Annotated in this window: 23 protein-coding genes, 2 tRNA genes and 1 pseudogene; 20 read left to right on the forward strand and 6 right to left on the reverse strand. The window is 35.2% G+C overall.

Annotated features, from left to right (window positions below):
- Positions 1-49: 49 nt before the first annotated feature.
- Both NMD99_RS07465 and NMD99_RS07470 read right to left on the reverse strand, forming a co-directional pair.
- On the reverse strand, positions 50-235 hold the full coding sequence (locus NMD99_RS07465; protein ID WP_309166081.1) for a hypothetical protein: 186 nt from the start codon (positions 233-235) through the stop codon (positions 50-52).
- A gap of 324 nt (positions 236-559) precedes the next feature.
- Positions 560-632: transfer RNA gene (locus NMD99_RS07470), tRNA-Gly, on the reverse strand.
- Between the two features lie 180 nt (positions 633-812).
- Here NMD99_RS07470 and NMD99_RS07475 point away from each other — a divergent pair.
- From NMD99_RS07475 to NMD99_RS07515, 9 genes are all read left to right on the forward strand, one after another.
- Positions 813-1,433 (forward strand): ribonuclease D, encoded by a 621-nt coding sequence (locus tag NMD99_RS07475; RefSeq protein WP_264687899.1) that lies wholly within the window; start codon positions 813-815, stop codon positions 1,431-1,433.
- Positions 1,434-1,558: 125 nt separating this feature from the next.
- A complete protein-coding gene (gene trxA / locus NMD99_RS07480) occupies positions 1,559-1,882 on the forward strand; it encodes a thioredoxin (protein ID WP_253309585.1) in 324 nt (107 codons plus the stop codon).
- 42 nt (positions 1,883-1,924) lie between these two features.
- A tRNA-Ile gene (locus NMD99_RS07485) sits at positions 1,925-2,001 on the forward strand.
- 78 nt (positions 2,002-2,079) lie between these two features.
- On the forward strand, positions 2,080-2,739 hold the full coding sequence (locus NMD99_RS07490; protein ID WP_253309584.1) for a CADD family putative folate metabolism protein: 660 nt from the start codon (positions 2,080-2,082) through the stop codon (positions 2,737-2,739).
- A gap of 195 nt (positions 2,740-2,934) precedes the next feature.
- Complete coding sequence (locus tag NMD99_RS07495; protein WP_309166083.1) at positions 2,935-3,165, forward strand: dihydroneopterin aldolase; 231 nt, start codon at positions 2,935-2,937, stop codon at positions 3,163-3,165.
- A complete protein-coding gene (gene folP, locus NMD99_RS07500) occupies positions 3,165-4,445 on the forward strand; it encodes a dihydropteroate synthase (RefSeq protein ID WP_253309582.1) in 1,281 nt (426 codons plus the stop codon). Before NMD99_RS07495 ends, folP begins: the two co-directional genes overlap by 1 nt.
- On the forward strand, positions 4,442-4,921 hold the full coding sequence (locus NMD99_RS07505; RefSeq protein ID WP_264687902.1) for a dihydrofolate reductase: 480 nt from the start codon (positions 4,442-4,444) through the stop codon (positions 4,919-4,921). The genes folP and NMD99_RS07505 overlap by 4 nt, the downstream gene beginning before the upstream one ends.
- Position 4,922: 1 nt before the next feature.
- Entirely contained in the window at positions 4,923-5,651 is a 729-nt protein-coding gene (locus NMD99_RS07510; RefSeq protein ID WP_253309580.1) for a putative folate metabolism gamma-glutamate ligase, read from the forward strand.
- 582 nt (positions 5,652-6,233) lie between these two features.
- Complete coding sequence (locus tag NMD99_RS07515) at positions 6,234-6,377, forward strand: hypothetical protein (RefSeq protein WP_309166088.1); 144 nt, start codon at positions 6,234-6,236, stop codon at positions 6,375-6,377.
- Positions 6,378-6,967: 590 nt separating this feature from the next.
- Here the strand turns inward: NMD99_RS07515 and trmB are convergent.
- Entirely contained in the window at positions 6,968-7,633 is a 666-nt protein-coding gene (gene trmB / locus NMD99_RS07520) for a tRNA (guanosine(46)-N7)-methyltransferase TrmB (RefSeq protein WP_253309594.1), read from the reverse strand.
- A 147-nt stretch (positions 7,634-7,780) separates the two neighbouring features.
- Between trmB and NMD99_RS07525 the strand changes: the two genes are divergently transcribed.
- The 3 genes from NMD99_RS07525 to NMD99_RS07535 all read left to right on the forward strand — a co-directional run bounded on the left by NMD99_RS07525 (position 7,781) and on the right by NMD99_RS07535 (position 10,140).
- On the forward strand, positions 7,781-9,433 hold the full coding sequence (locus tag NMD99_RS07525) for a 30S ribosomal protein S1 (protein ID WP_309166090.1): 1,653 nt from the start codon (positions 7,781-7,783) through the stop codon (positions 9,431-9,433).
- Between the two features lie 29 nt (positions 9,434-9,462).
- On the forward strand, positions 9,463-9,741 hold the full coding sequence (locus NMD99_RS07530; protein ID WP_010963035.1) for an HU family DNA-binding protein: 279 nt from the start codon (positions 9,463-9,465) through the stop codon (positions 9,739-9,741).
- A gap of 72 nt (positions 9,742-9,813) precedes the next feature.
- Complete coding sequence (locus tag NMD99_RS07535) at positions 9,814-10,140, forward strand: cell division protein ZapA (RefSeq protein ID WP_182183710.1); 327 nt, start codon at positions 9,814-9,816, stop codon at positions 10,138-10,140.
- On the opposite strand, the gene NMD99_RS07540 is transcribed toward NMD99_RS07535, so the two are convergent.
- Positions 10,115-10,393, reverse strand: a complete 279-nt coding sequence (locus NMD99_RS07540) for an FAD assembly factor SdhE (protein ID WP_182158663.1) — start codon at positions 10,391-10,393, stop codon at positions 10,115-10,117. The two genes, NMD99_RS07535 and NMD99_RS07540, sit on opposite strands and share 26 nt — an antisense overlap.
- Before the next feature lie 100 nt (positions 10,394-10,493).
- Here NMD99_RS07540 and rseP point away from each other — a divergent pair, with 100 nt between their 5' ends.
- The 7 genes and pseudogenes from rseP (at position 10,494) to ffh (ending at position 21,015) form a co-directional block, all read left to right on the forward strand.
- Positions 10,494-11,612 (forward strand): RIP metalloprotease RseP, encoded by a 1,119-nt coding sequence (rseP, locus tag NMD99_RS07545; protein ID WP_309166097.1) that lies wholly within the window; start codon positions 10,494-10,496, stop codon positions 11,610-11,612.
- Positions 11,613-11,619: 7 nt separating this feature from the next.
- Positions 11,620-13,956, forward strand: a complete 2,337-nt coding sequence (gene bamA, locus NMD99_RS07550; protein WP_253309599.1) for an outer membrane protein assembly factor BamA — start codon at positions 11,620-11,622, stop codon at positions 13,954-13,956.
- Positions 13,957-14,508 carry an OmpH/Skp family outer membrane protein gene (locus NMD99_RS07555; RefSeq protein ID WP_253309600.1) on the forward strand — a complete coding sequence of 184 codons (552 nt, stop codon included), beginning with the start codon at positions 13,957-13,959 and terminating at the stop codon, positions 14,506-14,508.
- Between the two features lie 4 nt (positions 14,509-14,512).
- Positions 14,513-14,953 (forward strand): 3-hydroxyacyl-ACP dehydratase FabZ, encoded by a 441-nt coding sequence (gene fabZ / locus NMD99_RS07560; RefSeq protein WP_253309601.1) that lies wholly within the window; start codon positions 14,513-14,515, stop codon positions 14,951-14,953.
- A 29-nt stretch (positions 14,954-14,982) separates the two neighbouring features.
- Positions 14,983-17,784, forward strand: coding sequence for an FAD-dependent oxidoreductase (locus NMD99_RS07565; protein ID WP_373457549.1), 2,802 nt, complete (start codon positions 14,983-14,985; stop codon positions 17,782-17,784).
- 344 nt (positions 17,785-18,128) lie between these two features.
- Positions 18,129-19,687, forward strand: a pseudogene (locus NMD99_RS07570) (proton-conducting transporter transmembrane domain-containing protein).
- A complete protein-coding gene (gene ffh / locus NMD99_RS07575; protein WP_253309603.1) occupies positions 19,672-21,015 on the forward strand; it encodes a signal recognition particle protein in 1,344 nt (447 codons plus the stop codon). Before NMD99_RS07570 ends, ffh begins: the two are co-directional and overlap by 16 nt.
- Before the next feature lie 343 nt (positions 21,016-21,358).
- Here ffh and NMD99_RS07580 read toward each other — a convergent pair whose 3' ends face one another.
- Both NMD99_RS07580 and NMD99_RS07585 read right to left on the reverse strand, forming a co-directional pair.
- Positions 21,359-21,490: a hypothetical protein gene (locus NMD99_RS07580; protein WP_265017474.1), complete on the reverse strand. Its 132-nt coding sequence runs from the start codon at positions 21,488-21,490 to the stop codon at positions 21,359-21,361.
- On the reverse strand, positions 21,468-21,614 hold the full coding sequence (locus NMD99_RS07585; RefSeq protein WP_309166102.1) for a hypothetical protein: 147 nt from the start codon (positions 21,612-21,614) through the stop codon (positions 21,468-21,470). The genes NMD99_RS07580 and NMD99_RS07585 overlap by 23 nt, the downstream gene beginning before the upstream one ends.
- A 1,073-nt stretch (positions 21,615-22,687) precedes the next feature.
- Between NMD99_RS07585 and surE the strand changes: the two genes are divergently transcribed.
- Positions 22,688-23,440 carry a 5'/3'-nucleotidase SurE gene (gene surE / locus NMD99_RS07595; RefSeq protein WP_309166103.1) on the forward strand — a complete coding sequence of 251 codons (753 nt, stop codon included), beginning with the start codon at positions 22,688-22,690 and terminating at the stop codon, positions 23,438-23,440.
- Positions 23,441-23,453: the final 13 nt, after the last annotated feature.

A 23,453-nucleotide genomic window follows, 5' to 3' on the forward strand; every position in this document is an offset into this window, starting at 1 on the left:
AAACATTGTAATTTATCTCCATCTAGGAAAGGGTGTCATCCCAGCGCCCCTATGATGTCATCCCAGCGGTCTCTATGATGTCATTCCAGTGCTCCTTTCTCGTCATCCCAGTGCCCAGACACTGGGATCTAGTTTTCCATAAATGGTGCATTTTAACATAACTTTTATACTTGATAAAATTCCTGGATTCCAGCATCAAGTGCTGGAATGACACCTCTCTTTGAGCTATAAACATTAAGAAATTTACCAAATGAAAAAAAAGGCAAAAGAAGCCCCGAGTAGCGAGTTTTGACTCTATATTACTGTAAGTGGCGCTGTAATAATGTGCTAACGCTTAAAATAAGCGCGATTTGGCTGAATGTAGAAAAAATAAAAAAGACATGCAGCCGCTATAATTTTATGTAATCCGCCAATAAATACCCTAAGTTTTTTACTGAATTTTGTCATTGAGCCTGCAGGTCAAAAACAAGTTTTGAGTCATAAATACCCTTATTGTCATAATAAGGGCGCTGGCGAAATATGTCAAGGGATTTTTGACGAAATGATTTTGAAAGTAAAGAGCGGGAGAAGGGGTTCGAACCCTCGACCTCAACCTTGGCAAGGTTGCGCTCTACCAACTGAGCTACTCCCGCAATTAAATTAACCTAAATTTACTTAATTATAGGCATATACAGCGATTTGTAAACCCCGTGTACACGAAAAATGTGAGAGCCCATAAATTTGCGTGGTTCCTTCTATGATCTTTTCGTATACTTAAGGCTCATTTTTGATTATCATAGGTTTTCAATTGTGCCAAAAAATGTATTAATTTTATGGGAATATTTTTATATAAAGACGACTTGCCAGCTAGTTCAATACCAGATGATATAAGTTCTATAGCTGTTGATACCGAGGCAATGGGGCTACTTCATAGCAGAGATAGATTATGCCTTGTGCAGCTCTCTTTTAATGATGGCAACGTTCACTTAGTTCAACTCAAGAACGATTACACAGCGCCAAATTTGAGAAAAATATTAGAGGATAAAAATATAACTAAAATATTTCACTTCGCGCGATTTGATGTAAGCATAATACGTTATTACTTGGAAATTTGGGCACTTCCGTGCTATTGCACAAAAATAGCTTCACGTTTAGTTCGCACTTACACAGATAATCATAGCTTAAAAGAATTGTGCTTAGAACTACTTGATACCAAATTAAATAAGCAGCAGCAATCTTCTGATTGGGGAAATGAAAATTTGACAGACAAACAAAAAAATTATGCTGCATCTGATGTTTTGTATCTCCATAAGATAAAGGAAAAGCTAGATTTAATGTTGGAACGTGAAAATAGAAAAGAATTGGCCCAAAAGTGCTTTGAATTTCTTCCTACTCGCATTGAGTTAGACTTAATGGGTTGGGAAAACGTGGATATCTTTAATCATCAGATATAACCATTTGTGAGAAGTTTTTTGTTTGTGCAAGACACTTTAGGGCAATTTTTCAGAAGAATTTAGTTGATTAACTGTTGATTGATGCGCTATATTTTACAAGCAATCGTTCTAAGTTTAGGTATTTTATGAGTGATGACATTATATCAGTAAATGATCAAAATTTCAAATCTGAAGTCACTGACTATAAAGGGTTTGTTCTGATAGACTTTTGGGCAGAATGGTGTGGGCCATGTAAAAGTCTAATGCCGCGTATTGAACAGTTGGCTAAAGACAGAAAAGGCAAGATTAAGATCTGCAAGTTCGACATAGATGAAGGGACTGAAGTGCCAAGTAAGTATGGAGTGCAATCTATACCCACTTTAATCATATTTCAAGATGGTAAGGAAATTGCACGCAAAATTGGTGCAACAAATGATTTGCTAAGTTGGGTTGATAGTGAAATAAGCTAATAGACAAATTTGCTTTTGTGTGTATTATAAATATTGATAAAAGGGATTGTAGCTCAGTCGGTTAGAGCAGTTCGCTCATAACGAATTGGTCGTAGGTTCGAGTCCTACCAATCCCACCATTGTGTTGATCTTAGCATGATCGTAACAATGAGAAAACTATAGTATATGAATTATATGTTGATATAATAGAGGAAATAATGGAATTTACTAAATCTTTGAATAATAAGTTAGATGAGTTGCACTTACTAAATCATCCATTCTACCAATCATGGAATACAGGAAGCTTAAGCTTGCAAGCTTTACAAACCTATGCTAAAGAATATTATCACCACGTTGCTGCGTTTCCTCGTTATATCAGTGGTATACATTTTTTGTGCCCAGATCTAAAAATGCGACAGGTTTTGCTTGGTAATTTGATAGAAGAAGAACAAGGTGATGAAAATCACCCAGAGTTATGGAAACGTTTTGCTGAAGGGCTTGGTGTAACACGGTCTGATCTCCATAAGGATGCACAGATTAAAGAGACACAGGAGTTAGTTGATGGTTACTTTGATATTGTACGATCAGACTTTGCTTCCGGTTTGGGTGCACTTTATGCTTATGAACGTCAAACTCCAGAGGTTTCTAAGTCTAAAATTGAAGGTTTAAAAAAACACTATTCAATAAGTGATGAGCGTTCTCTTCAATTTTTTACGGTTCATATGCATGCTGATGAATGGCATTCTGAGGAATGTGCAAATCTTATTGCAGACTTAAGCGAAGAAGAGCAAGAGAAAGCCATGCAAGGCGCTAAAAAAGGAGCAAAACTCTTGTGGGGTTTTCTTGACGGGATGATGAACGCTAGTGTGTGTCATTAATTGTAAGTAGATTAAACTCAGTGATATTAAAATGCAATGTAATCTTCTTATATCTGACCTGCGGCTTTGGGTTCATTTAGGATGTAGTGCAGAAGAGAAGTTTCATTCTCAATTAGTTAGTGTTAATATTGATTTTACCTTTAAATCCCCCCTTTAGGACTTACAACTGACCGGCTTGAGGATACTATATGCTACTTGGAGGTAGTTCAGAGTATTCAATCTCTCGTTCAAAGCAAGCAATTCAATTTAATCGAGCACTTAACCCATGATATATACAGAGCCATTAATAATCTTTTGGTGCAAAAAAAACATATTATTTCTTCCATAAGAGTGACTACTCACAAAGTTGCACCACCCGTTCCCGGTGTGCATGGAGGTGTTCTCTTTACTTATTGTAATACATTACAAGAACAGGAAGATAACTAATGATCTATATTTCTATTGGCTCAAATATAGGAAATCGCTTTTCCCATTTACAAAGGGCTGCTCAGTTACTAAAGGAACGCTATTTTAAAGATTTAAAGTCTTCGATCATTCTAGAAACTAAGGCCATTTTACCAAACGGTGCTCCACCTGAGTGGGATAAGCCATTTCTCAACATGATTGTCTATGGAAGTTGTTCTTCTTCTCCCGAAGAGCTATTAAAAGGTCTAAAACAAATTGAGTGTGATATTGGCCGTTCGCAGGTCTATGAAAAGTGGGCACCTCGCGTTATTGATTTGGATATTTTGTTATGGGATGATCTAACGCTCGATACACCCTACCTTAGAATTCCTCACCCAGAATTGATAAACAGACCATTTTTGCTTCACTTGATGGCAATGCTGAGCCCCATGGCAGTAGTTAACAAAACGTTTGGTACTGTTAACCCTAACATTAAGGATTGCTTTTTAAGGAGTTTTACGCTTTCACCAGAACTTGTAGGTATTGTCAATATTACTCCTGATTCATTTTCAGATGGTGGTCTTTATTATGATTCAGATCAAGCAACCAAGCAGGCACTGCGGCTGTTATCAGATGGTGCAAGCATAGTTGAACTTGGTGCTCAATCAACAAGACCTGGATCTTTAATGCAGATCCCAGAGGAAGAGTATGCACGTCTAAAGCCAGTACTTGATAATCTTAGCGATTATATGAAAGCTGGCGATATTAAAGTCAGCATTGATAGTTTCTGGCCAGATGTTATTTTGAACGTTTTGGAGCACTACAACATTGCCTGGGTAAACGATCAGAAGGGAGATCTAGATGATAATACCTTAAAAGCAATTGCTAGCAGTGGATGTGGCATCGTTATTATGCACTCACTTTCCATACCACCACATAGAGACAACATTATCCCAAGTGACATTGATCCAATTGATAACATAAATAATTGGGCAGAAAGGAACATTAATAGATTACTAGCTCTAGGTTTTGATCAAAGCTCGATCATTATTGATCCTGGTATTGGTTTTGGCAAATCTATGTACCAGAATATCCAGATTTTACGCAGTATAGAAACGTTACAAAATTTTGGCTGCAAAGTTCTGGTTGGCCATTCTAGAAAGTCATTTATTTCTTCTTTTTCTACAGAACCTGTCTTTAACCGAGATTTAGAAACAATTGCTTTATCATCTGCATTGCACAACAAGGTTGATTTCCTTCGAGTGCATAATGTGCGTGATCACATGCGATTTTTTGCAGCTCAAGCTGCTTTACAGGGATGATAGTTATCGGAATTATGGCTGTTGATCCCAAGGGGGTAATTGGAATAAATAATGGATTGCCCTGGCATTATCCAAGTGAGTTAGATCATTTTCGTCAGGTGACTGACAAACAAGTTATTGTTATGGGAAGAAAAACATTTGAAATAGTACCCCAAAACATATTGAAGGATCGTATCCCTGTTGTTTTTTCTCGTAACAAGTTAAGTTCTTGTTTTAATAGAGGTATAAAGTGCACTATTATTTCTTCTATGCAAGAGTTTTTGTCAATCCAAAGTAGTTCTAAAGTCTTTATGATTGGTGGAGCACAAATAGCGCACCTTTTTTTGGAGTATGATCTAATCTCAGAGTTTATCATAACAGAAATTCACAGACTTTATAAAGGTGATGTATATTTCAACTTAACACTTCTTGATGGATGGTATAAAACCGCTCTTGCTCAAACAAAAGATTATACTATATGCAGGCTAACACGTTAATATGCATGTTGAAGCAATTTACACCCATCGTATTGAATGCGGCGAGTTATTAGAAGCAGTTCTTGATCGCTATGTTTCAAATTTGTTAAAAGAGGAAGTTGTTCTTGCTATCACATCAAAAATCATTTCCATTTGTCAAAAACAAGTGGTTTGCAAAACTGCTTGTTCTAAAGAAGAGCTAATCAAAAGGGAAGCTGATGCAGTTGTTGATGTGGCTCACAGTATCTGTTTAACGATTAAAGATAATATCTTAATTCCATCTGCTGGTATTGATGAATCAAATGGTAATGAGGTATATATTCTATATCCAAAAGATGTTCAGAAAACAGCTCTGTCAATATGGAATTATCTCAAGACAAAACACTGCATAAAACATCTTGGTATTTTGATTACAGATAGTAATGTAACACCTATGCGTCGTGGGATTACGGGCGTTGCTCTTGGTTGGTGTGGATTTGAACCACTTTATTCCTATATAGGCAAGCCAGATCTTTATAATCAATCACTGCAAGTAACACAAGTCAATCTTCTTGATGCACTGGCAACATCTGCTGTTTTAGTTATGGGAGAAGGGGCAGAGCAAACACCAATGGCAATAATTAGTGGTGCACCAAAGGTTCACTTTCTTACTCGTCCGCCAACTACAAAAGAAGAAAAAAGTGTTAAGATATCTATGAAAAAAGATCTTTACTCTCCTCTCCTCATGGGAGCCCGCTGGTTAAAGAGTTAAAGAGAAACTTAAAAATCTGCTATTAGACTTCTTGCATAACCATATAACGAACTTTTATTGGGAATAGAAACGAAAAAACTTACTTGACACCCTTCGCCAGCCCCCTTATTATGATAGTGAAGGTATTCAGTTATCTTCATCTGTGCAGATTAAACAGCAAGAAAACAACGTAGTTAGCGTCTTATTTTTAATTTTTTGCACTATGTGCACCTTATGTCTTCACAACATTTCTGGGTTTTTACCTATATAAGCTGAAACGCGCTTATAAGTCGTTTAAGACAGTATAGTACGCCAATTTGCAGGATTAGAGAGTGACAACTAGCTAACACGGGGTTTCTTTTGCCTTTTTTTCTGCTTAGTAAATTTCTTAAACATTTAAACAAAGGTGAGTTGCATTTAAAAGCAGCTAAATTGCAGTGTTTAAGACTTAAAAAACGCCAATACTGAAAGTAGACAATGACTAGGGCTTCTTTTGCCTTTTTTTTGTTTGGTAAATTTCTTAATATTTATAGTTAAACGACAACCGTCATACCGCTACGTGTTAGCGGAATCTATGCCGAGATACCGCGAATGAATCGCGGTATGACGGTTCGTGGCGGCATGACGATAAGCTCGTCATCCCGCTACGTGTTAGCGGGATCTATGCTAAGAGATACCGCGAATGAATCGCGGTATGACGGTTCACGGTGGTATGACGATAAGCCTCGTCATCCCGCTACGTGTTAGCGGGATCTATGTTAAGGTATGACGGTTAAGTATTCCGCTACTTGTTAGCGCCGCGGCGGTATAGATCCCGCTACGTGTTAGCGGGATCTATGCTAAGAGATACCGTGACGGTATGACGGTTCGCGGCGGCATAACGATAAGCTCGTCATCCCGCTGCTTATTAGCGGCTAAGAGATACCGCGGCGGTATAGTAACTCGTCATCCCGCTGCTTGTTAGCGGCTAAGAGATACCGTGACGGTATGACGGTTCGCGGCGGCATGACGAGAAAGGGGCTACTCGGATGACAACAAAGGGCTACTTGGATGACACCCTCTTGGATGGAAGCCAGTGTCAGCTACTTTCATGACACCATTCTTTTTTCTGGATTCAAGTAGTCAGGGCACTGCCGTCTTGGATGGAAAGGCTGGATCCAAGTAGTCATACCAATGTCTCCTATTTGACTGGTCAACAATGAGAATTGGTATTAGTTTGGGTTATGCAAGAAGTCTATTCCTTCATAAGGAGAAGTAGTTAAAGGAATTTACTCTATTTCTCCCTCTTTTTTATTATTTTTAATCTATAGTTAACGTAAAAGAGATATGCAAAAACTCTATTGATCCATAGTCTGCAAATTATTAATAACACTTACTTTAAAGAACCTTACTTTACGCTGATCTTTGAGCGCTCTTTTGTGGTATTTTGTAAGAGTATAACTTGTGAAATCGTCTTCCCTATAGATTAAAGAGTTACACTGCTTTATATGTGATGCTATCCACTCTGCATAGTCCTGATGATCGGTTGCAATGAATATTTCCCCTGTTATAAGTATTTTTTTTGCTAATAAATTTAAAAATTCCGTATTAATTAATCGTCTTTTATTGTGACTTCTTTTTGGCCATGGATCTGGAAAGAGAATAAAGAATCTTTCAACACTGTTGTCAGGAAAATTTGCAATCAATTCTCTTGCATCTTCTGTCCATATTAAAATGTTTTTTATGTTTTGTATTTCTATGTTTGTTAGCAAGCGAGAAACCCCCTTTAAGTAGGGCTCACATCCTATAAATAATAGATCAGGTTCATTGAGCACCTGGTAAAGCATATTTTCACCGTTGCCAAAGCCTATTTCTACCCATATTCTTTTTCGTGAATTTACAATCTTCTCTATAGATTCCTTGCTGTTTTGAATAGAATATTTTTCCAATATTTCATCAACATCCGGTTTTAACCTGGACCTTCTGGAGAACGATCTAATCCACTTGCTATTCTTAAATAGCATATTCTTGATACATATATAATTTTCTCACTATATTTTATATAGCTTAAACAATTCTCGAAATGAATTAACGAAAAATTACTTGTCAATAATTATTAATATTATATAATATATGAGTTCTAATAAAGTTTAAATTAAAGGTCACATTGCATGAATAATAATGATCCAGTTGTAAATCTACCGGTTACTATCAGAAAGCTATCATCAAACAAGTTTATAGAAGAGATATGTCAAGGCCAATTTGAGGATCAAGATAATGCCTTGTTTGAAGATTCTTTTGTTAACAAAATTAAAGAAGGAGATGTGGTAGAAGGTGTAATTACAAGAATAAACCCTAACGACGTTGTGGTTGATATTGGTTTAAAGTCTGACGGGAGAATTCTGATCAAGGAACTCGGTTGTAATGATGAGATCATTATTGGCTCGAAAATTAGAGTTTATGTGGAAAGAATTGAAGATTATCATGGTAATGTTGTTCTTAGCCGTGAAAAAGCAATTAGAGACGAGAAATGGAATAAGTTGGAAGAAGATACAGTTACAAGAGCTGAAGTAAGAGGAGTTATTAAACGCTCAATTAAATGTGGTTTTATTGTTGATCTTGGTGACGGAATAAGCGCTTTTTTACCGCTGAGTCATGTGGATTTGAAGCAAGTAAAAGACGCGAAGCACCTTATTGAAACTGAACAAAAGTTCATCGTGCTTAAAATGGATAAGAAGCAAGGTAATATTGTAGTATCAAGAAAGCTGGTGTTAGAAAAATTGCACGCTGGTGAAAAAATTAAATTTTTAGAATCTTTAAATGAAGGCGATATAATAGAAGGAAAAATAAAAAGCATCACTCATTACGGTGTATTTGTCGGTATTCATGAATCAGATATAGTGGGAGTTATAGATGGATTGCTACATATTACAGATATCTCTTGGAGTAGAGTGAGTCATCCATCTGCAGTTTTTGCTTGTGGCCAGACTATAAAAGTTAAAATTATAAAAATAGATAAGGAAAATGCTAAAATTTCCTTGGGTGTGAAGCAGCTAGAAGATAGCCCTTGGCAAGATGCAGAGTCAAAATATCCAGTTGATAGTGTGCATAAGGGTTATGTAACAAGCATAGAAGATTATGGATTGTTTGTTGAGCTTAGACCTGGAATTGAAGGTTTAGTGCACTCGTCAGAAATAACTTGGGTTAAGAGTAATTTACCAGTTAGTAGTCTTGTAACAAGGGGACAAGAAGTATATGTAAAAATTCTCAGTATTGACATTGCTAAGAGTAGGATGAGTTTAAGCATGAAAAGGTGTGTAGACAACCCTTGGCAAGTATTTATCAAGAAATATCCTCCTGGTTCTATTGTTTCTGGTGAAGTGAAGAATAATACCGGCTCATATGTATCTGTTGCTTTCAATGATTCTGAAATAGATGAGGACGTAGAAGGGACAATATATGTGAAAGATTTAAGTTGGTCTAAAAATAGCTCAGATGAGATAAAGAAGTATAATGTAGGTGATAAAATAGAAGCAAAAGTAATAAGGGCTAACGTGAATCGGGCAAGAATTTATCTTGGAATAAAACAAATAGAGTATGATCCTCTTGAAGAACTGATAAAGAAAGTTAAGGTAGGCGATAAAATACAGGTTATTGTAGGTAAGAGAGAAGATAATGGACTGGTCGTTGAAGTTGAGAACGATGTAACCCTTCTAATAGATCAAGAGCATTTACCGGAAAATAAAAAGTTCTCTATATCAGAAAAAATAGAAGTTGAAGTATTGGGTGTTGAAGAATATAACATAGTATTATCTGCTAAGTGATAAGGTTTACTTATTTTGGCTTCATATAAATGGCAACAAAGTCTGATATAATAGCGAGGGTAGCAAAAAGACATCCTTTTTTAGATAAGATTGTTATAGCAGCTATAGTTGATAGATTTTTTGGGATACTTTCAAGCACATTGAAGCATCATAATAGAGTTGAAATTAGGGGGTTTGGTTCTTTTTCAGTTAGAAGTTATAACTTGAAAGAAACAAGCCATTTAATGTTACAGAAGTTTACAAAGAATCAATACTTTAAAACATATTTTCGTAGCAGTAAAAAATTATCTGATTTGATAAATGAATAAAAATTTATACCATAAATAAGATGAAAGTAGGGGTTTGAGTTTATACTGTACGATAGAAATTTTTAGCACCATATGCAAGTAGTAGAAATAGTTATACGTAATAACACATACAAAATATCTTGCGAAAGTGGGAAAAAGAGCCATTTATTACGTCTTGCTAATAGTTTTGACAAGCTAGTTGGTTCTGTATCTCAAAAAACTGGAGGTAAGGGTTCGGATGCATTAAATTTCTTACTTGCAGCGCTAATTCTTGAGGATAAAATTTTAGAATTAACAAAGCGGTTGGATGAAGCAAATCAAGAGCGCGAAAAGTATAGAAACGAGAAAAGAATAGAATATATTGAGGTACTAGATAAGGTAAATAAGATTATCACTAATCTTGAGTGCATAAAGGATTAGCTTCAATAAAGCAAGCAATTAAATTGACTATCTGACTATTTAAGCCAGGAGGGAGGTTTGTCTTACGAGTTATGTAACAATATAATTCGTAATCATCAAGATCAACTATTTTTTCGTATTCGATTAGTTCGCTCAAGGAAAATTTATCAAGATATTTCAATGCGAAATGCCCTAAAAGTATATCGGTTTCTTTGCAACCCCTATGCCAGCTTCTATACATCAATTTTCTTCTGAGTAGTGAGGTATCTGTCATTACAATTAAACTTTTTTTTAATTTAAAAGTTAAACTAAATACTTGTCAAGCGAGGCGCGTTTTAATATACTTAACATTTGTTTAAGATCTAAATATACAGGTGGAATTAATTTCTAATCTTATTCATCAATTTAGCGATGGAATATATTGTTTTTTGTCATTTGCCTTAATCATTTCTGTTATAGTGTTTGTGCATGAATATGGGCATTATGTTGTTGCCAAAGCATGCAAAGTTAAAGTTGAATCTTTTTCTATAGGTTTTGGTCCTGAAATTTTTGGTTTTAACGATAAGTCTGGAACTAGATGGAAACTAAGCGCTGTTCCATTGGGTGGTTATGTTAAAATGTTAGGGGATACTAATGCAGTGAGTGTCCCAGCTGATCAAAAAGAATTAACTGAAGAAGAAAAGTTGTATTCATTTCATACAAAACCGCGGTATAAAAAAGCAGCAGTGGTTTTTGCAGGACCTTTTGCAAATATGATACTTGCTGTTATAGCTTTTACAATATTTTTTAGCACGGCAGGTTATTACCGCACTCCACCGGTGATTAGGGATGTAATTGAAGGAAGTGCAGCCAAACAAGCTGGCCTATTACCAGGTGACACTATTACACAAATCAATGAACATAAAATAAAATACTTTGAAGATATTTCACGTGTGATAATGTCGCACCCCAAGACGAGAATGGAAATTAAATATAGCAGAAATAATGAGGAGCGTAGAACTAGCCTGACTCCATTGACAATTGAGAGTAGAGATGTTTTTGGCAACATAATAGAAAGAGAAACTATAGGGATTATTTCAGTCAATACATTAAAGCAGTCATCTTTTCTTGGGGCTGTGAGCTTATCAGTAAGTGAAACTTACCACACTATGTGCTTAACGATCAAAGCTATCTTTCAAATTATCGTTGGTAAGAGAAGTGCAAGTGAAATAGGTGGACCAATAAAAATTGCAAAATATTCAGGGCAATCAGCCAAAAAAGGATTTATTATGGTTGTGTATCTCATGGCAATTATTTCAGCTAATTTAGCTGCGATTAACTTGCTACCAATTCCGCTACTGGATGGTGGGCATTTATTTCGTTATATTATAGAAGCAGTTATACGTAGAGATTTAAGTTTGAAATATCAAAAATATGAGGCTACCTTTGGTACTTTCATTTTGTTCTTGCTGATGGCAATTGCAATTTCGAATGATATTAGGAGTCTTTTTTAAAATAAATATGAAAAAGCTATTTTACATACTAATAGTAATTTTTATCTCCTTTCCCGCTCTACTTGTTGCTTTAGAAAATAAGGAAAAAGTACAGATAAAAGATATCAAATGCATTGGCAATGAGCGAGTAAGCAATCAAACAATAGGGTTTTATATAAAGTTAGAACCTGGTAGCTATGTAGACGACGATGATATAGATTCGATTATAAAAGGTTTATATAAAACAAAGTTGTTTGCTAGTGTTAACGCTTATATCGATGATAAAAAAAATTTAGTAGTAAAAATTCAAGAAAATCCACTAATTAACAAGATAATATTAAAGGGTAATAAATTATTTAACAGCAAAGAGCTGCTAAATAATGTAATTCAATCAAAATCGCTAACTATTTTCACTGAAACAAAATTGCAAAACGATTTAATGAATTTAATCACTACTTATAGAAATAACGGTAAGGTTGGTGTTAACGTTGCATATGAGCTGAATAAGCTTGATAGTAATAGGGTCAATCTAATTTTTAAAATAAAAGAAGGTAAAACCTCTAAAATTAAGGATATAAGATTTATAGGTAACAAAAACTTTTCTGAAAACGAGCTAGAGCAAGCTATTAAAGTGCATAGTAATGACATATTTAGTAAGTTATTTAGAGCCATGTTTAAGGGCGGAACTCGTTATTCACCACAATATTTATTGATTAACACAGAATTGCTCGATCGTTTTTATTCGTCTAAGGGATATATTCAAAATAATATTCAACCGATTGTTGAGATTGATAATAACAATCAGATAGAATTGACTTTTTTGATTGACGAAGGACAGCAATATTTGTTTGGAAATAATGAGGTTAATATTGAAACTGAAATTCAGGATTTAAGCCTAAAAGAAGAAATATTGGACTTTATAACAGAGGAAAACGATAAGATATTTAATAGAGTTAAAATTAATAATACAGTAGAAAAAATAAACAAGTATTTAAATGAGAAAGGATATATATTTGCAAAAGTTAATCCAGAGTATGCACAACGTGACAATGTTGTAGATGTGACCTACAGAGTGCTGCCGGGTAAAAAGATTTATATAAATCAAATTACAATTGATGGTAACGATCGCACTTTAGATAAAGTGATCAGAAGTAAGCTAAGTGTAGCAGAAGGTGATGCATACAATATATCTGAGATTCAAAAATCACGTAAAAAACTAATTAGTAGTGATTTTTTTGAAACAGTGAAAGTAAATAGTTACGCAGTTAATGACAATGCAGTAAATCTTGACTTAAATGTTAAAGAAAAAAGAACTGCTTCATTATCTTTAGCAGGAGGTATGTCCTTTCCTGGTGGAGCATTTGTAAAAACTGATTTCACAGATCGTAATTTATTTGGTAGTGGTAAAGAGCTCTCTTTTGCTCTTGAGAAAAATCAATATTCACTTTCTACTAATGTAGAGGTTGTTGAAAATAATTTTAACGATTCTGATACATCACTAGGTGTGGGCGTATTTTATGAAAAACAAGATAAACCACACACTAGCTTCGACAGTTGTGACATGGGATTTTCAACCAAATTATCATACAAAGTTATAGAAAACTTAACTAATTCCATTCGCTACTCTTACAAGTATAACCGTATACATATGGATAATAAGGATGGAAAAGACAATGACATCTCTGATATAATAAAGGGGCAAGAAGGTGAACATCAGATTTCATCAGTAGGATACACATTAGCGTATAATAAACTGGATAACCTCTATACTCCAAAAGAAGGGTATTTACTGCGCTTAAGTCAGGATATTTCAGGATTGGGAGGGAATGTAAACTTCCTAAAATCTGAGTTCTTGTCTTTTTACACGCATCCTATATTAAGTAAAATTGACGATAGCATAATACTACGCTTTAAGATGGCAGCAGGTCATATTTTTTCTTATACCGATGAAGATCTAAACATTGGCCAGCACTTTTTTAAAGGGGGTAATGAGATTAGAGGGTTTGACCTTTCCGGCATTGGACCAAGAGCAGAAGACAAAAATAAAAGCTCATTGGGAGGCAAAACTTATTTTAATTTAACACAGCAAGTAGATTTTCCACTACCAAAACTATATGACTATGCTGGTATCAAAGGCTCATTATTTGTTGACTATGCAACACTTTTTGGCTTAGATGATAAAAATGAGAAATATAAAGATCCATATAATGATAGTAAGCTTATAAGAGTGTCACCAGGTTTTGGCTTTTCAATGCCTTCTCCTTTTGGTAGACTTAGATTAGATTTTGGGTTTCCTTTAGTAAAGGAATCTTATGATATAATACCATCACCAAATGTTAAATTTTCTATTGAAGCGGGGATTTGAATGAAATATATACAGTTATTTATATCAGTTATTGCCTTAATTATTTCCTTATTTGTGGGGTATAAGTTTGCAGGATATCAACCTCAGAACACAAAGGCTGCCATTATTGATAGTGATAAAGTTATCAATGAATCTCTTGCTCTGCGAAACATACAACAACAAATAAAGGAGCAGAATTCTAGATTACAACAAGAATTTGAAAGTGAGTTAGAAAAACTTAAGCCATCAAAAGAAGAATTTGAACTTTTGTCAGAAGAAGCAAAAAAGGAAAAGACAGAACAGTTTAATAAGCATACTGTAAATGCTAGAGATGCTTACGCTGAAAAAATGTTGTATTTAGAAGAAAGTTATAGAGATGCAGTAGAGAGTGTTTTTAACAAGATAAAAGAAGTTGCTAAAAAAACGGCAGAAAAAAACAACATAGATTTAGTACTATTTATTTCAAAAAAGAAACAAGTTTTATACTCTATGGATGAAGTTGATTTATCGGATATGGTATTAAACAATATAAACAAGGAAATACCTGAATTTGCTTTAAAAGGCATTGAGTAGGCTTATGCAATTTAATATCAGTGATATTATAAAAATACTACCACATTCTTATCCGTTTCTCTTAGTAGATAGGGTTATAGAGTGTGATCCTGGTAAAAGTATAAAAGCAATCAAAAATGTGACTTTTAATGAGCCATTTTTTATTGGTCATTTCCCTGGTCATCCAATAATGCCAGGAGTCTTGATAATTGAATCGCTAGCTCAAGCATCTGCTATATGTGTTCTTGGTAAAGAAAGTCAAGGTACAATAGAAAACAAAGCTATTTACTTTATGTCTATTGAAAATGCAAAATTCAGAAAGCCAGTCACTCCAGGGGACACACTGATTCTGCAAGCTAATGTTAAAAACGCACGTTTAAGTGCATGTAAATTTGAGTGTATTGCGTGTGTTGGTGAAGAAAAGGTTGCAGAAGCAACGATTTTAGCTATGCTACAAAATACGTAATATACAAAAGACAGTGTGCATACTGTATAATGCAGCTTAATATCTCATTTTCAAATTTATATACTCGCAGTGGATTAATAAAATTGGATGAGACATTTTTGAATTATATTAAATCATGTGATGAAAGCTTGTTTTGTTCATTAATTGAAGCAAGGAAAAATCAGATTGGTGATAGCCAGTTAATAATAGACCTCTCATATTTATTTGACGAGTTTATTGCAAAACTTTTCAACATTGAAAAAGAAATAGAAGAGCTAAAGAAAAAACACAATGACTTTGCTGTGATATATAAATGCAAAAGGTTATTTGTCCAACGCTACGCATTGAAGAAATACATTAATGTGGCGAATATAGATATTACTAACAAACTAAGTCATTTTCTCACTTTGCCAACAACAGAAAAAAATTTTGCCGAGCAGGTGATGCATTGGTTTGAAGATAAAGAAAATCACAAAGAAGAAATAGAACTTGCGGCACAATATGCAGTGTGGAGAGTAAAAAATAAACGGAGTATACTCTTTAGTATCCATAGGAAAATTGACCATGAAAATCTCATACCATTTTCTAAAAAAGAAGTAGACAAAGTTGAAGTGCTGTATTCAAATGAAGTAAAAAGACGATATGGTTTTGATCTAACAAGCAAAAAGGTGAGTTTGAACAAAGCATTAGATAACGCTCACTACTGCATATTCTGTCATAAGCAAAATAAGGACAGCTGCTCAAAGGGGCTAATTAATAACGACAATACTTTTAAACAGTCCCCACTAAAAGTTGAGCTGCATGGCTGTCCACTAGAACAGAAAATATCAGAAATGAATCTGGTGAAAAGCGAAGGTTACAGCATAGCAAGCCTTGCAATTGTGATGATAGATAACCCATTATGTGCGGCTACTGGGCACAGAATATGCAATGACTGCATGAACTCGTGCATATATCAGAAACAAGAACCCGTGAATGTGCCAATGATTGAAACAAGGATTTTGGATGATGTGCTTAGTTTACCGTACGGATTTGAAATATATTCTCTGCTCAGCCGTTGGAATCCTTTAAATTTTCAGCGTTCATTGCCAAGAGAAAACACCGGAAAAAACGTTCTAGTTGTAGGCCTTGGTCCTGCTGGTTTTAATTTAGCTCATCATTTGTTGAATGATGGGCATAACGTTATCGCCATTGATGGACTAAAGATTGAACCTTTAATCGATAATTTCCAGCTAATTAAAGATTTTGAACACGAAAAATTGAGTGAACGCACGGCAGGTGGGTTTGGTGGAGTGGCAGAATATGGCATTACTTCTAGGTGGGATAAAAATTACTTAAAAATTATCAGGTTATTACTAGAAAGACGTGAAAATTTTGCAATTTATGGCGGCATTCGTTTTGGTGGCACAATTACCGTGAAAGATAGCTTCAATCTAGGTTTTGATCACATCGCCTTGGCGCTTGGCTCAGGTAAGCCTCGAATGATAAAAATAAAGAATATGCTAGCTCGTGGAGTGCGTATGGCATCTGACTTTCTTATGTCGTTACAACTGACTGGCGCTCTTAAATTTGATTCTATAGCAAATCTGCAAGTTCGTATGCCGATAGTTGTAATAGGGGCTGGGCTTACTGCAATTGACACTGCTACTGAAGCTTTAGCGTATTATCCAATTCAAGTAGAAAAATTTCTTCTTCGTTACGAGGTATTGGTTGGTAAATATGGAAAAGACTATGTTGAAAAAGATTGGACAGAGGAAGAGCGCGAAATTGCGAATGAGTTTATATCGCACGCACAATTGATCCGAGAAAAGCAAAAGTTAGCAAAAAAAGAGAGTAGAGAAATAAAAATATTAGAGTTAATGCAGAGTTTGGGGGGAGTGAAAGTTGTATATAGAAAAGAGCTAAAAGATTCGCCAAGTTATCGATTAAATAGCGAAGAGGTGCAAAATGCACTGTCAGAAGGGATTTACTTTATTGAAAACTTAGAGCCAGTTGAAGTTGTGACGGATAAATATAATCATGCTGAATCAATAAAACTAATAGACACAAAATCCGGCGAAATCAAATGCATGAAAGCACGTTCTATTTTTATAGCAGCAGGTACTGAGCCAAATACAGTTATTGCAACAGAAGATAAAAAGCATTTTAAATTAAGCAATGGGTATTTTACTCATTTGAATTCATCAGGAAAAGAAATAGATCCAATATTTTCTCCTAAGATGCAGAATAAAGACAGAATATTAGTATATAAGCAAGGCAATAAAACAATTAGCTTTTTTGGTGATCTTCATCCTTCGTATAGCGGCAGCGTCGTGAAAGCTATGGCAAGTGCTAAGAACGGCTACCCTATTATTTCCCAGCTTTTGAATAGAGTTAATAGCTTCGTTTCTGTCACTCCAGCTAGAATCTCGGAGTCATATGCACAATTGTATGAATGTTGTAATGTAAGAGTAACTTTCACCAAAAAAGATGTCATCCAAGTAGCTGACACTGAGATCCAGAAAAAAAATGCGTGGTCAAGCGTTGAAGATCTGGCTAACAAAGAATTTTTCAATAAAATCAAAGAGCAATTCACTGCAAAGGTTATAAAAGTTCAATATTTAACAGACAAAGTTGTGGAAATAGTGATCAAAGCACCACTTGCGGCAAAGAATTTTAAACCTGGACAATTCTTTAGGTTGCAAAATTTTGAAACCAATAGCAGAAAAGCCAATAATACAAACCTTGCTATGGAAGGTATAGCCGTAACCGGCACTGAAGTAGACAAAAAAAAGGAATTATTTCCACTATTGTGCTTGAAACTGGCGGTTCCACTAATTTATGTAAATGTTTTAAAGAAGGTGAACAAGTAATTCTTATGGGTCCAACTGGAAGCCCAACTGAGGTTTACTAAGTCTGGATATTAAAGTGATGCCAAATTTTATTTCAAAAAGTAAATAATTTACTAACGCTCGTGCACAAATTAAAAATAAATTATGCACGAGTGTAGCATTGTGAATTAAGAATGCTATATTAAAGCTTACCTCACTATTAAAGCTATCGGTCAGATTAGGTTAAAAACCTAATCTGACCGGTTTCTCTATAACCCTCTAAACTCTGATATAATTATATGATAATTAGTTTAATTAGTGGTTAATATGCAAATTGATTTTATTCATATATTGAGATAGCATAAACCATATTGGTTTAAATTATTGTGCAACTTTGTAAATCGTCACTGTTACTCCTACTGACTATATTAATAGTTATAGTCCTAAAATTACCTGAAAATTTGAGCATTGCAGTAAATTGGTCTCTCCCAATTCTAGATTTTGATTTATCTTTTCGTATCATACTAATATCTTTTTTATCAGTTGCATTTTTAGCTGTTCTACCAGCACAAAATTTGACTTTTTCAGAGATGCTATCTTTTGCTGCTTACACTATTAGTTCACTTTATGCAGTTTTATCTGAACATATGATATTGGTTATAATATTCTGTGAATTAATGACCGTCAGTGCATTTTTTACTATCGCAGCTGGCTGTAGAGATAGTGGACCTGCAATAAGGTACGCTTGTGTACACTTTTTCGTTGGAGTTATATTAACAGCAGGATTGGCACTGCAAAGTACTAACCTGATAATTTTAGGTTTATTGATAAACTGCGCTTGTTTCCCTTTTTCGTTTTGGGTTGTTGATGCATATCCTGCTGCATCGCTACATGGCACTACATATTTCTCTTTATTTACCACTAAAGTCTCTTTTTTAGTGATGCTTTTACACACTTATAACCTATGGCAAGATTGTACTGAAATATTAGCGCTTGTAGGCGCCATCACTGCAATTTACAGCATTATATTTGCTTCTCTTGAGCAAAATATTCGTAGATTTTTATGCTATAATATTGTAGGACAAATGGGCTTGCTGATTATTGCAGGAGGTTTACTCAGCCCTTCGGAAAAGGCAATACCAATTTTGATACTGCATATAATCTTCTCTCTTGTTTATCAATCATTATTGTTTGTGGTCAGCAATTCGATTATTTCACGAACAAAAACAATTAGTTTTAATGGAGTAGGTAAACTGATGTCAGTGGAAGGCATGTGTGCTATAATCGCAATACTTACAATGGCTGCATTTCCTGGAACCGCTGGATTTATCAGTAAATCATATATCACAGCTGAAATTGAAATGAACACTGTTGCCTTAAAAGGGTATAAAAATTTATATAAGGTTCTAAATTTGCTGCTTCATTTAAGCGTGGGGCTAAAGTTTCTTTATTACTTATTTATTGCAAAAAGTAAGTCAAAACCTTTAGCAGAGAGGGGGAGCAAAATGACTATGATCATTTTAGCATTTATATGCGTAATCACTGGCAATCCTTACTTACCTATTTACAATAAATCTTCGATTTTCGATTTTGTGTACAACACAAAAAATATTTTGTCGCAATTTAATTTGTTATTATGTACCACTTTATTGTTTATTCCTTTACGCAAGTTATTTTACCCGAGAATAAATTTTAAAATGGATGTTGATTGGACTTTTAGAGCTTTCATACCCTATATTGTCTTGCTGTTCAATCAGTTAGTCTCTAAAACTAGAGAAATATTTGCCAGCGTAGTGCAAAACTTGACTAATTCACTTACTAGTTTATACTTTAATAATATTACTAAACTTAAAGAAGTGCTGGGTTATAACTCAGTGAGTTTTGTTTCAGCTTCTTCTCTCTTTTAATGAGTATTCTACTAACGCTATTATGTTTAAATCGTTAACTGAAAGTTTAAATTCTGTATTTAGTAAACTAAGAGGAAAGTCGATCATTTCTGAAGATGATTTTAATCTTGCCATGCGTGAAATACGCATAGCCTTAATTGAAGCTGACGTTTCACTTGAAGTTGCAAAAAAATTCATCAACGACATTAAAGATAAAGTGATTGGGGAAAAAGTCATAAAAAGTGTTTCTCCAGCACAAATGATAATTAAAATTGTGCAGGATAATTTAGTTGCAGTTCTCGGATCAGAGAAAAGTGACTTAAATCTAGCAGTTAAACCCCCTGCTGTGATTATGATGGTGGGCTTACAAGGTGCAGGTAAAACAACTACCTCAGGAAAGCTTGCTTTAAAGCTAAAAAAGCAAAAGAAAAAAGTGATGCTTGCCTCTTTAGACATTTATAGGCCGGCTGCCCAAAAACAACTTGAGGTGCTGGGTAAACAGATAGACGTACAAACTTTACCTACAGTAATAAATGAGGGGCCTATTGCAATTACAAAAAGGGCACTGGCAGCAGCAAAGAACGATAATTATGATGTATTAATACTAGACACCGCAGGCAGGCTTCATATTGACAATAATATGATGAATGAGTTGAAAGCCGTAAAGGAAATAGCTTCACCTGCAGAAGTTATTTTAGTAGCCGACGCAATGATAGGCCAGGATGCGGTCAACATTGCCAAATCATTCAATGAGGTAATAGGTGTAACCGGCATTATTCTCACCCGCGTTGATGGTGATGCACGTGGTGGTGCTGCTCTTTCTATGAAAATGATCACCGATTGTCCAATTAAATTTATTGCTTGTGGTGAAAAATTAAGTGACCTCGATGATTTTTATCCCGATAGAATTGCAAAAAGGATACTTAGCATGGGTGATGTTGTCTCATTGGTTGAAAAAGCTGCTGAGATTGTTGGTCAGGAAGAAATTGATAAGTTACAAAAGAAAGTAAAAAAGGGTAAATTCGACCTAAACGACCTAGTGGGAATGTTAAAAACTCTGAGTAAAATGGATGGCATTAGCAACATAATGAAATTCATCCCTAGTTCATTCACAAAAAAGCTAAGTAGCAGTGTGCCAGATGACAATAAAGTGAAAAAATATATAGCCATCATAAACTCAATGACCGAAAAAGAAAGGCAAAATCCAGATATTTTAAATGGCAAAAGAAGACTTAGAATTTCTAAGGGGTCCGGAACAAGTGTAACTGAAGTTAATCTTCTGATTAAGCAGTATAATCAAATGAGCTCTGTGGTAAATAAGTTCAGTAAAGTTGACCATAGTAAACTCAAAGAATCTGATTTGATGGATATGCTAAGCAGAAAGTAAGTCAGCAGGTAGTGGAATGAGACGATTGTCAGTAAACCTTTAGCTATATCAAAAGCGGCTTAGGTCTCGCAAAAAAATTTACAGCTTCTTGCTAGCCAAGAAATTTATTATTAATTTTAAGAAATACTATAGCTGATCCAAGCAACATGTCATACCGCGATTCATTCGCGGTATCTCAGCCGCTAACAAGAGATCCCGCTAACAAGCAGCGGGATGACGAATTACTATCTACACCGTCATACCGCCGCGGTATCTCTAGATCCCGCTAACACGTGGCGGGATGACGAAGTTATCGTCATGCCACCGCGAACCGTCATATCGCCGCAGACCGTCATACCGCGATTCATTCGCGGTATCTCTTAGCATAGATCCCGCTAACACGTAGCGGGATGACGAAGTTATCGTCATGCCACCGCGAACCGTCATATCGCCGCAGACCGTCATACCGCGATTCATTCGCGGTATCTCTTAACATAGATCCCGCTAACACGTGGCGGGATGACGAAGTTATCGTCATGCCACCGCGAACCGTCATATCGCCGCAGACCGTCATACCGCGATTCATTCGCGGTATCTCTTAGCATAGATCCCGCTAACACGTGGCGGGATGACGGGTGTCAGGGTGTCATCCGAGTAGCCTCTTTCTTGTCATCCCAGTGCCCAGACACTGGGATCCAGAAAACTTAATTTTAACCAAGTGGCTGCATAATAAAGACTGGATCCCAGACTGGAATGACACCCTACTTAACCGTCATACCGCGATTCATTCGCGGTATCTCAGCCGCTAACAAGAGATCCCGCTAACACGTAGCGGGATGACGGTTGTCGTTTAGCCATAAATATTTAAGAAATTTACCAAACAAAAAAAAAGGCAAAAGAAGCCCTAGTCATTGTCTATTTTCAGTATTGGCGTTTTTTTATGTTTTAAACGTTTAATAACCGCGACTCAGCTGCTTTTTAATGCAACTAACCTTTAGTCATAAATGTTTAAGAAATTTACTAAGCAGAAAAAAAGGCAAAAGAAACCCCGTGGTAATTAGTGTTCACTCTCTAATCCTGCAAATTGGCGTACTATACTGTCTTAAACGACTTATAAGCGCGTTTCAGCTTATATAGGTAAAAACCTAGAAATATTGTGAAGACATAAGGTGCACATAGTGCAAAAAATTAAAAATAAGACGCCAACTACGTTGTTTTCTTGCTGTTTAATCTGCACAGATGAAGATAACTGAATACCTTCAGTACCATGATAAGCTTACTATTACCCACAAATATAAATGTTTGTTGCATAGCTCTTAATGGCATAACTTTTGCTTGAAATAACTGTTTATATGGTGCAATTTACAGCTTTTAGTTGCTAAAATTATAACTCTTAGTTTAATAATTTTAATCCAATAAGCTTTCAGGTTAATAAAATTAAATTATTTGAGTAAATACAATACTATGTTTTTATTTGTGGGTAATAGTAAGATGATAAGGGGGCTGGCGGAGTTTGTCAAGTAGGTTTTTTCGTTTCTATTGTAATGACAGTTATAGCCTGTGCAAGAAATCTATTGATTTACAGCAGGTTCTTTGTTACAGTTCATAGTTATGCAAAGAAACTTAAAGCCTCATGAGTTTATTTACAGCCAGTGATTTACATAATTTGGAACTGTATAGCTGAGTATTGTATATGATAATATTGATAACAAACGATGATGGCTTTGGAAGTGAAGGAATAAAATTACTCAAAGAGATTGCACGGAATTTTGCGTCAGAAATATGGATAGTGGCACCAGATACTGATAGAAGCGGGGCTGCAAGATCTCTTGATTATCCAGTGAAACAATCTATTGGAATAAACCAACATAGTGAAAGGGAATTTAGTGTGTCTGGTACTCCTGCAGATTGTGTCATTATTGCGCTAAATAAAGTTATGAATAAAAAACCAGACTTAATATTGTCCGGAGTAAATATTGGATCAAATGTCGGGGACGATATTTGTTATTCAGGAACAATTGGTGCTGTAATGGAAGGTGCTGCAAGTTCTATACCTTCTATTGCGCTGAGCCAAGTTTATCATGATAAAATAGACTGGCACAATACAAAGGTTTTTGCACCAAAGGTTATTGCCAAGCTAGTTAAGGTTGGTTGGCCTAAAAACATAGTGATGAGTGTAAATTTTCCTGCTACGGAAAAAGTAAAAGGAGTAGAATTTGCTGAACAAGGTGAATATAACATTGATGGGGATTTAACTTTTACTGAAAATTCGAATGGCTTTTTTAGCTTAAATTGGTCTCGAGAGCACTCAGGCAGTGGTAGTGTAAATAAAATAAAAGAAGGATTTATTACTATCACACCAGTAAAATTAGATTTTACAGATTATGATACATTGAATGCTATGAAAAATTCTTGTGCAGACGAATTTTCTTCTATAGCTGACTAAGAAAAACATTTGC

The sequence above is a fragment of the Wolbachia endosymbiont of Listronotus oregonensis genome (genome assembly GCF_031205055.1).
Taxonomy (GTDB): Bacteria; Pseudomonadota; Alphaproteobacteria; order Rickettsiales; family Anaplasmataceae; genus Wolbachia.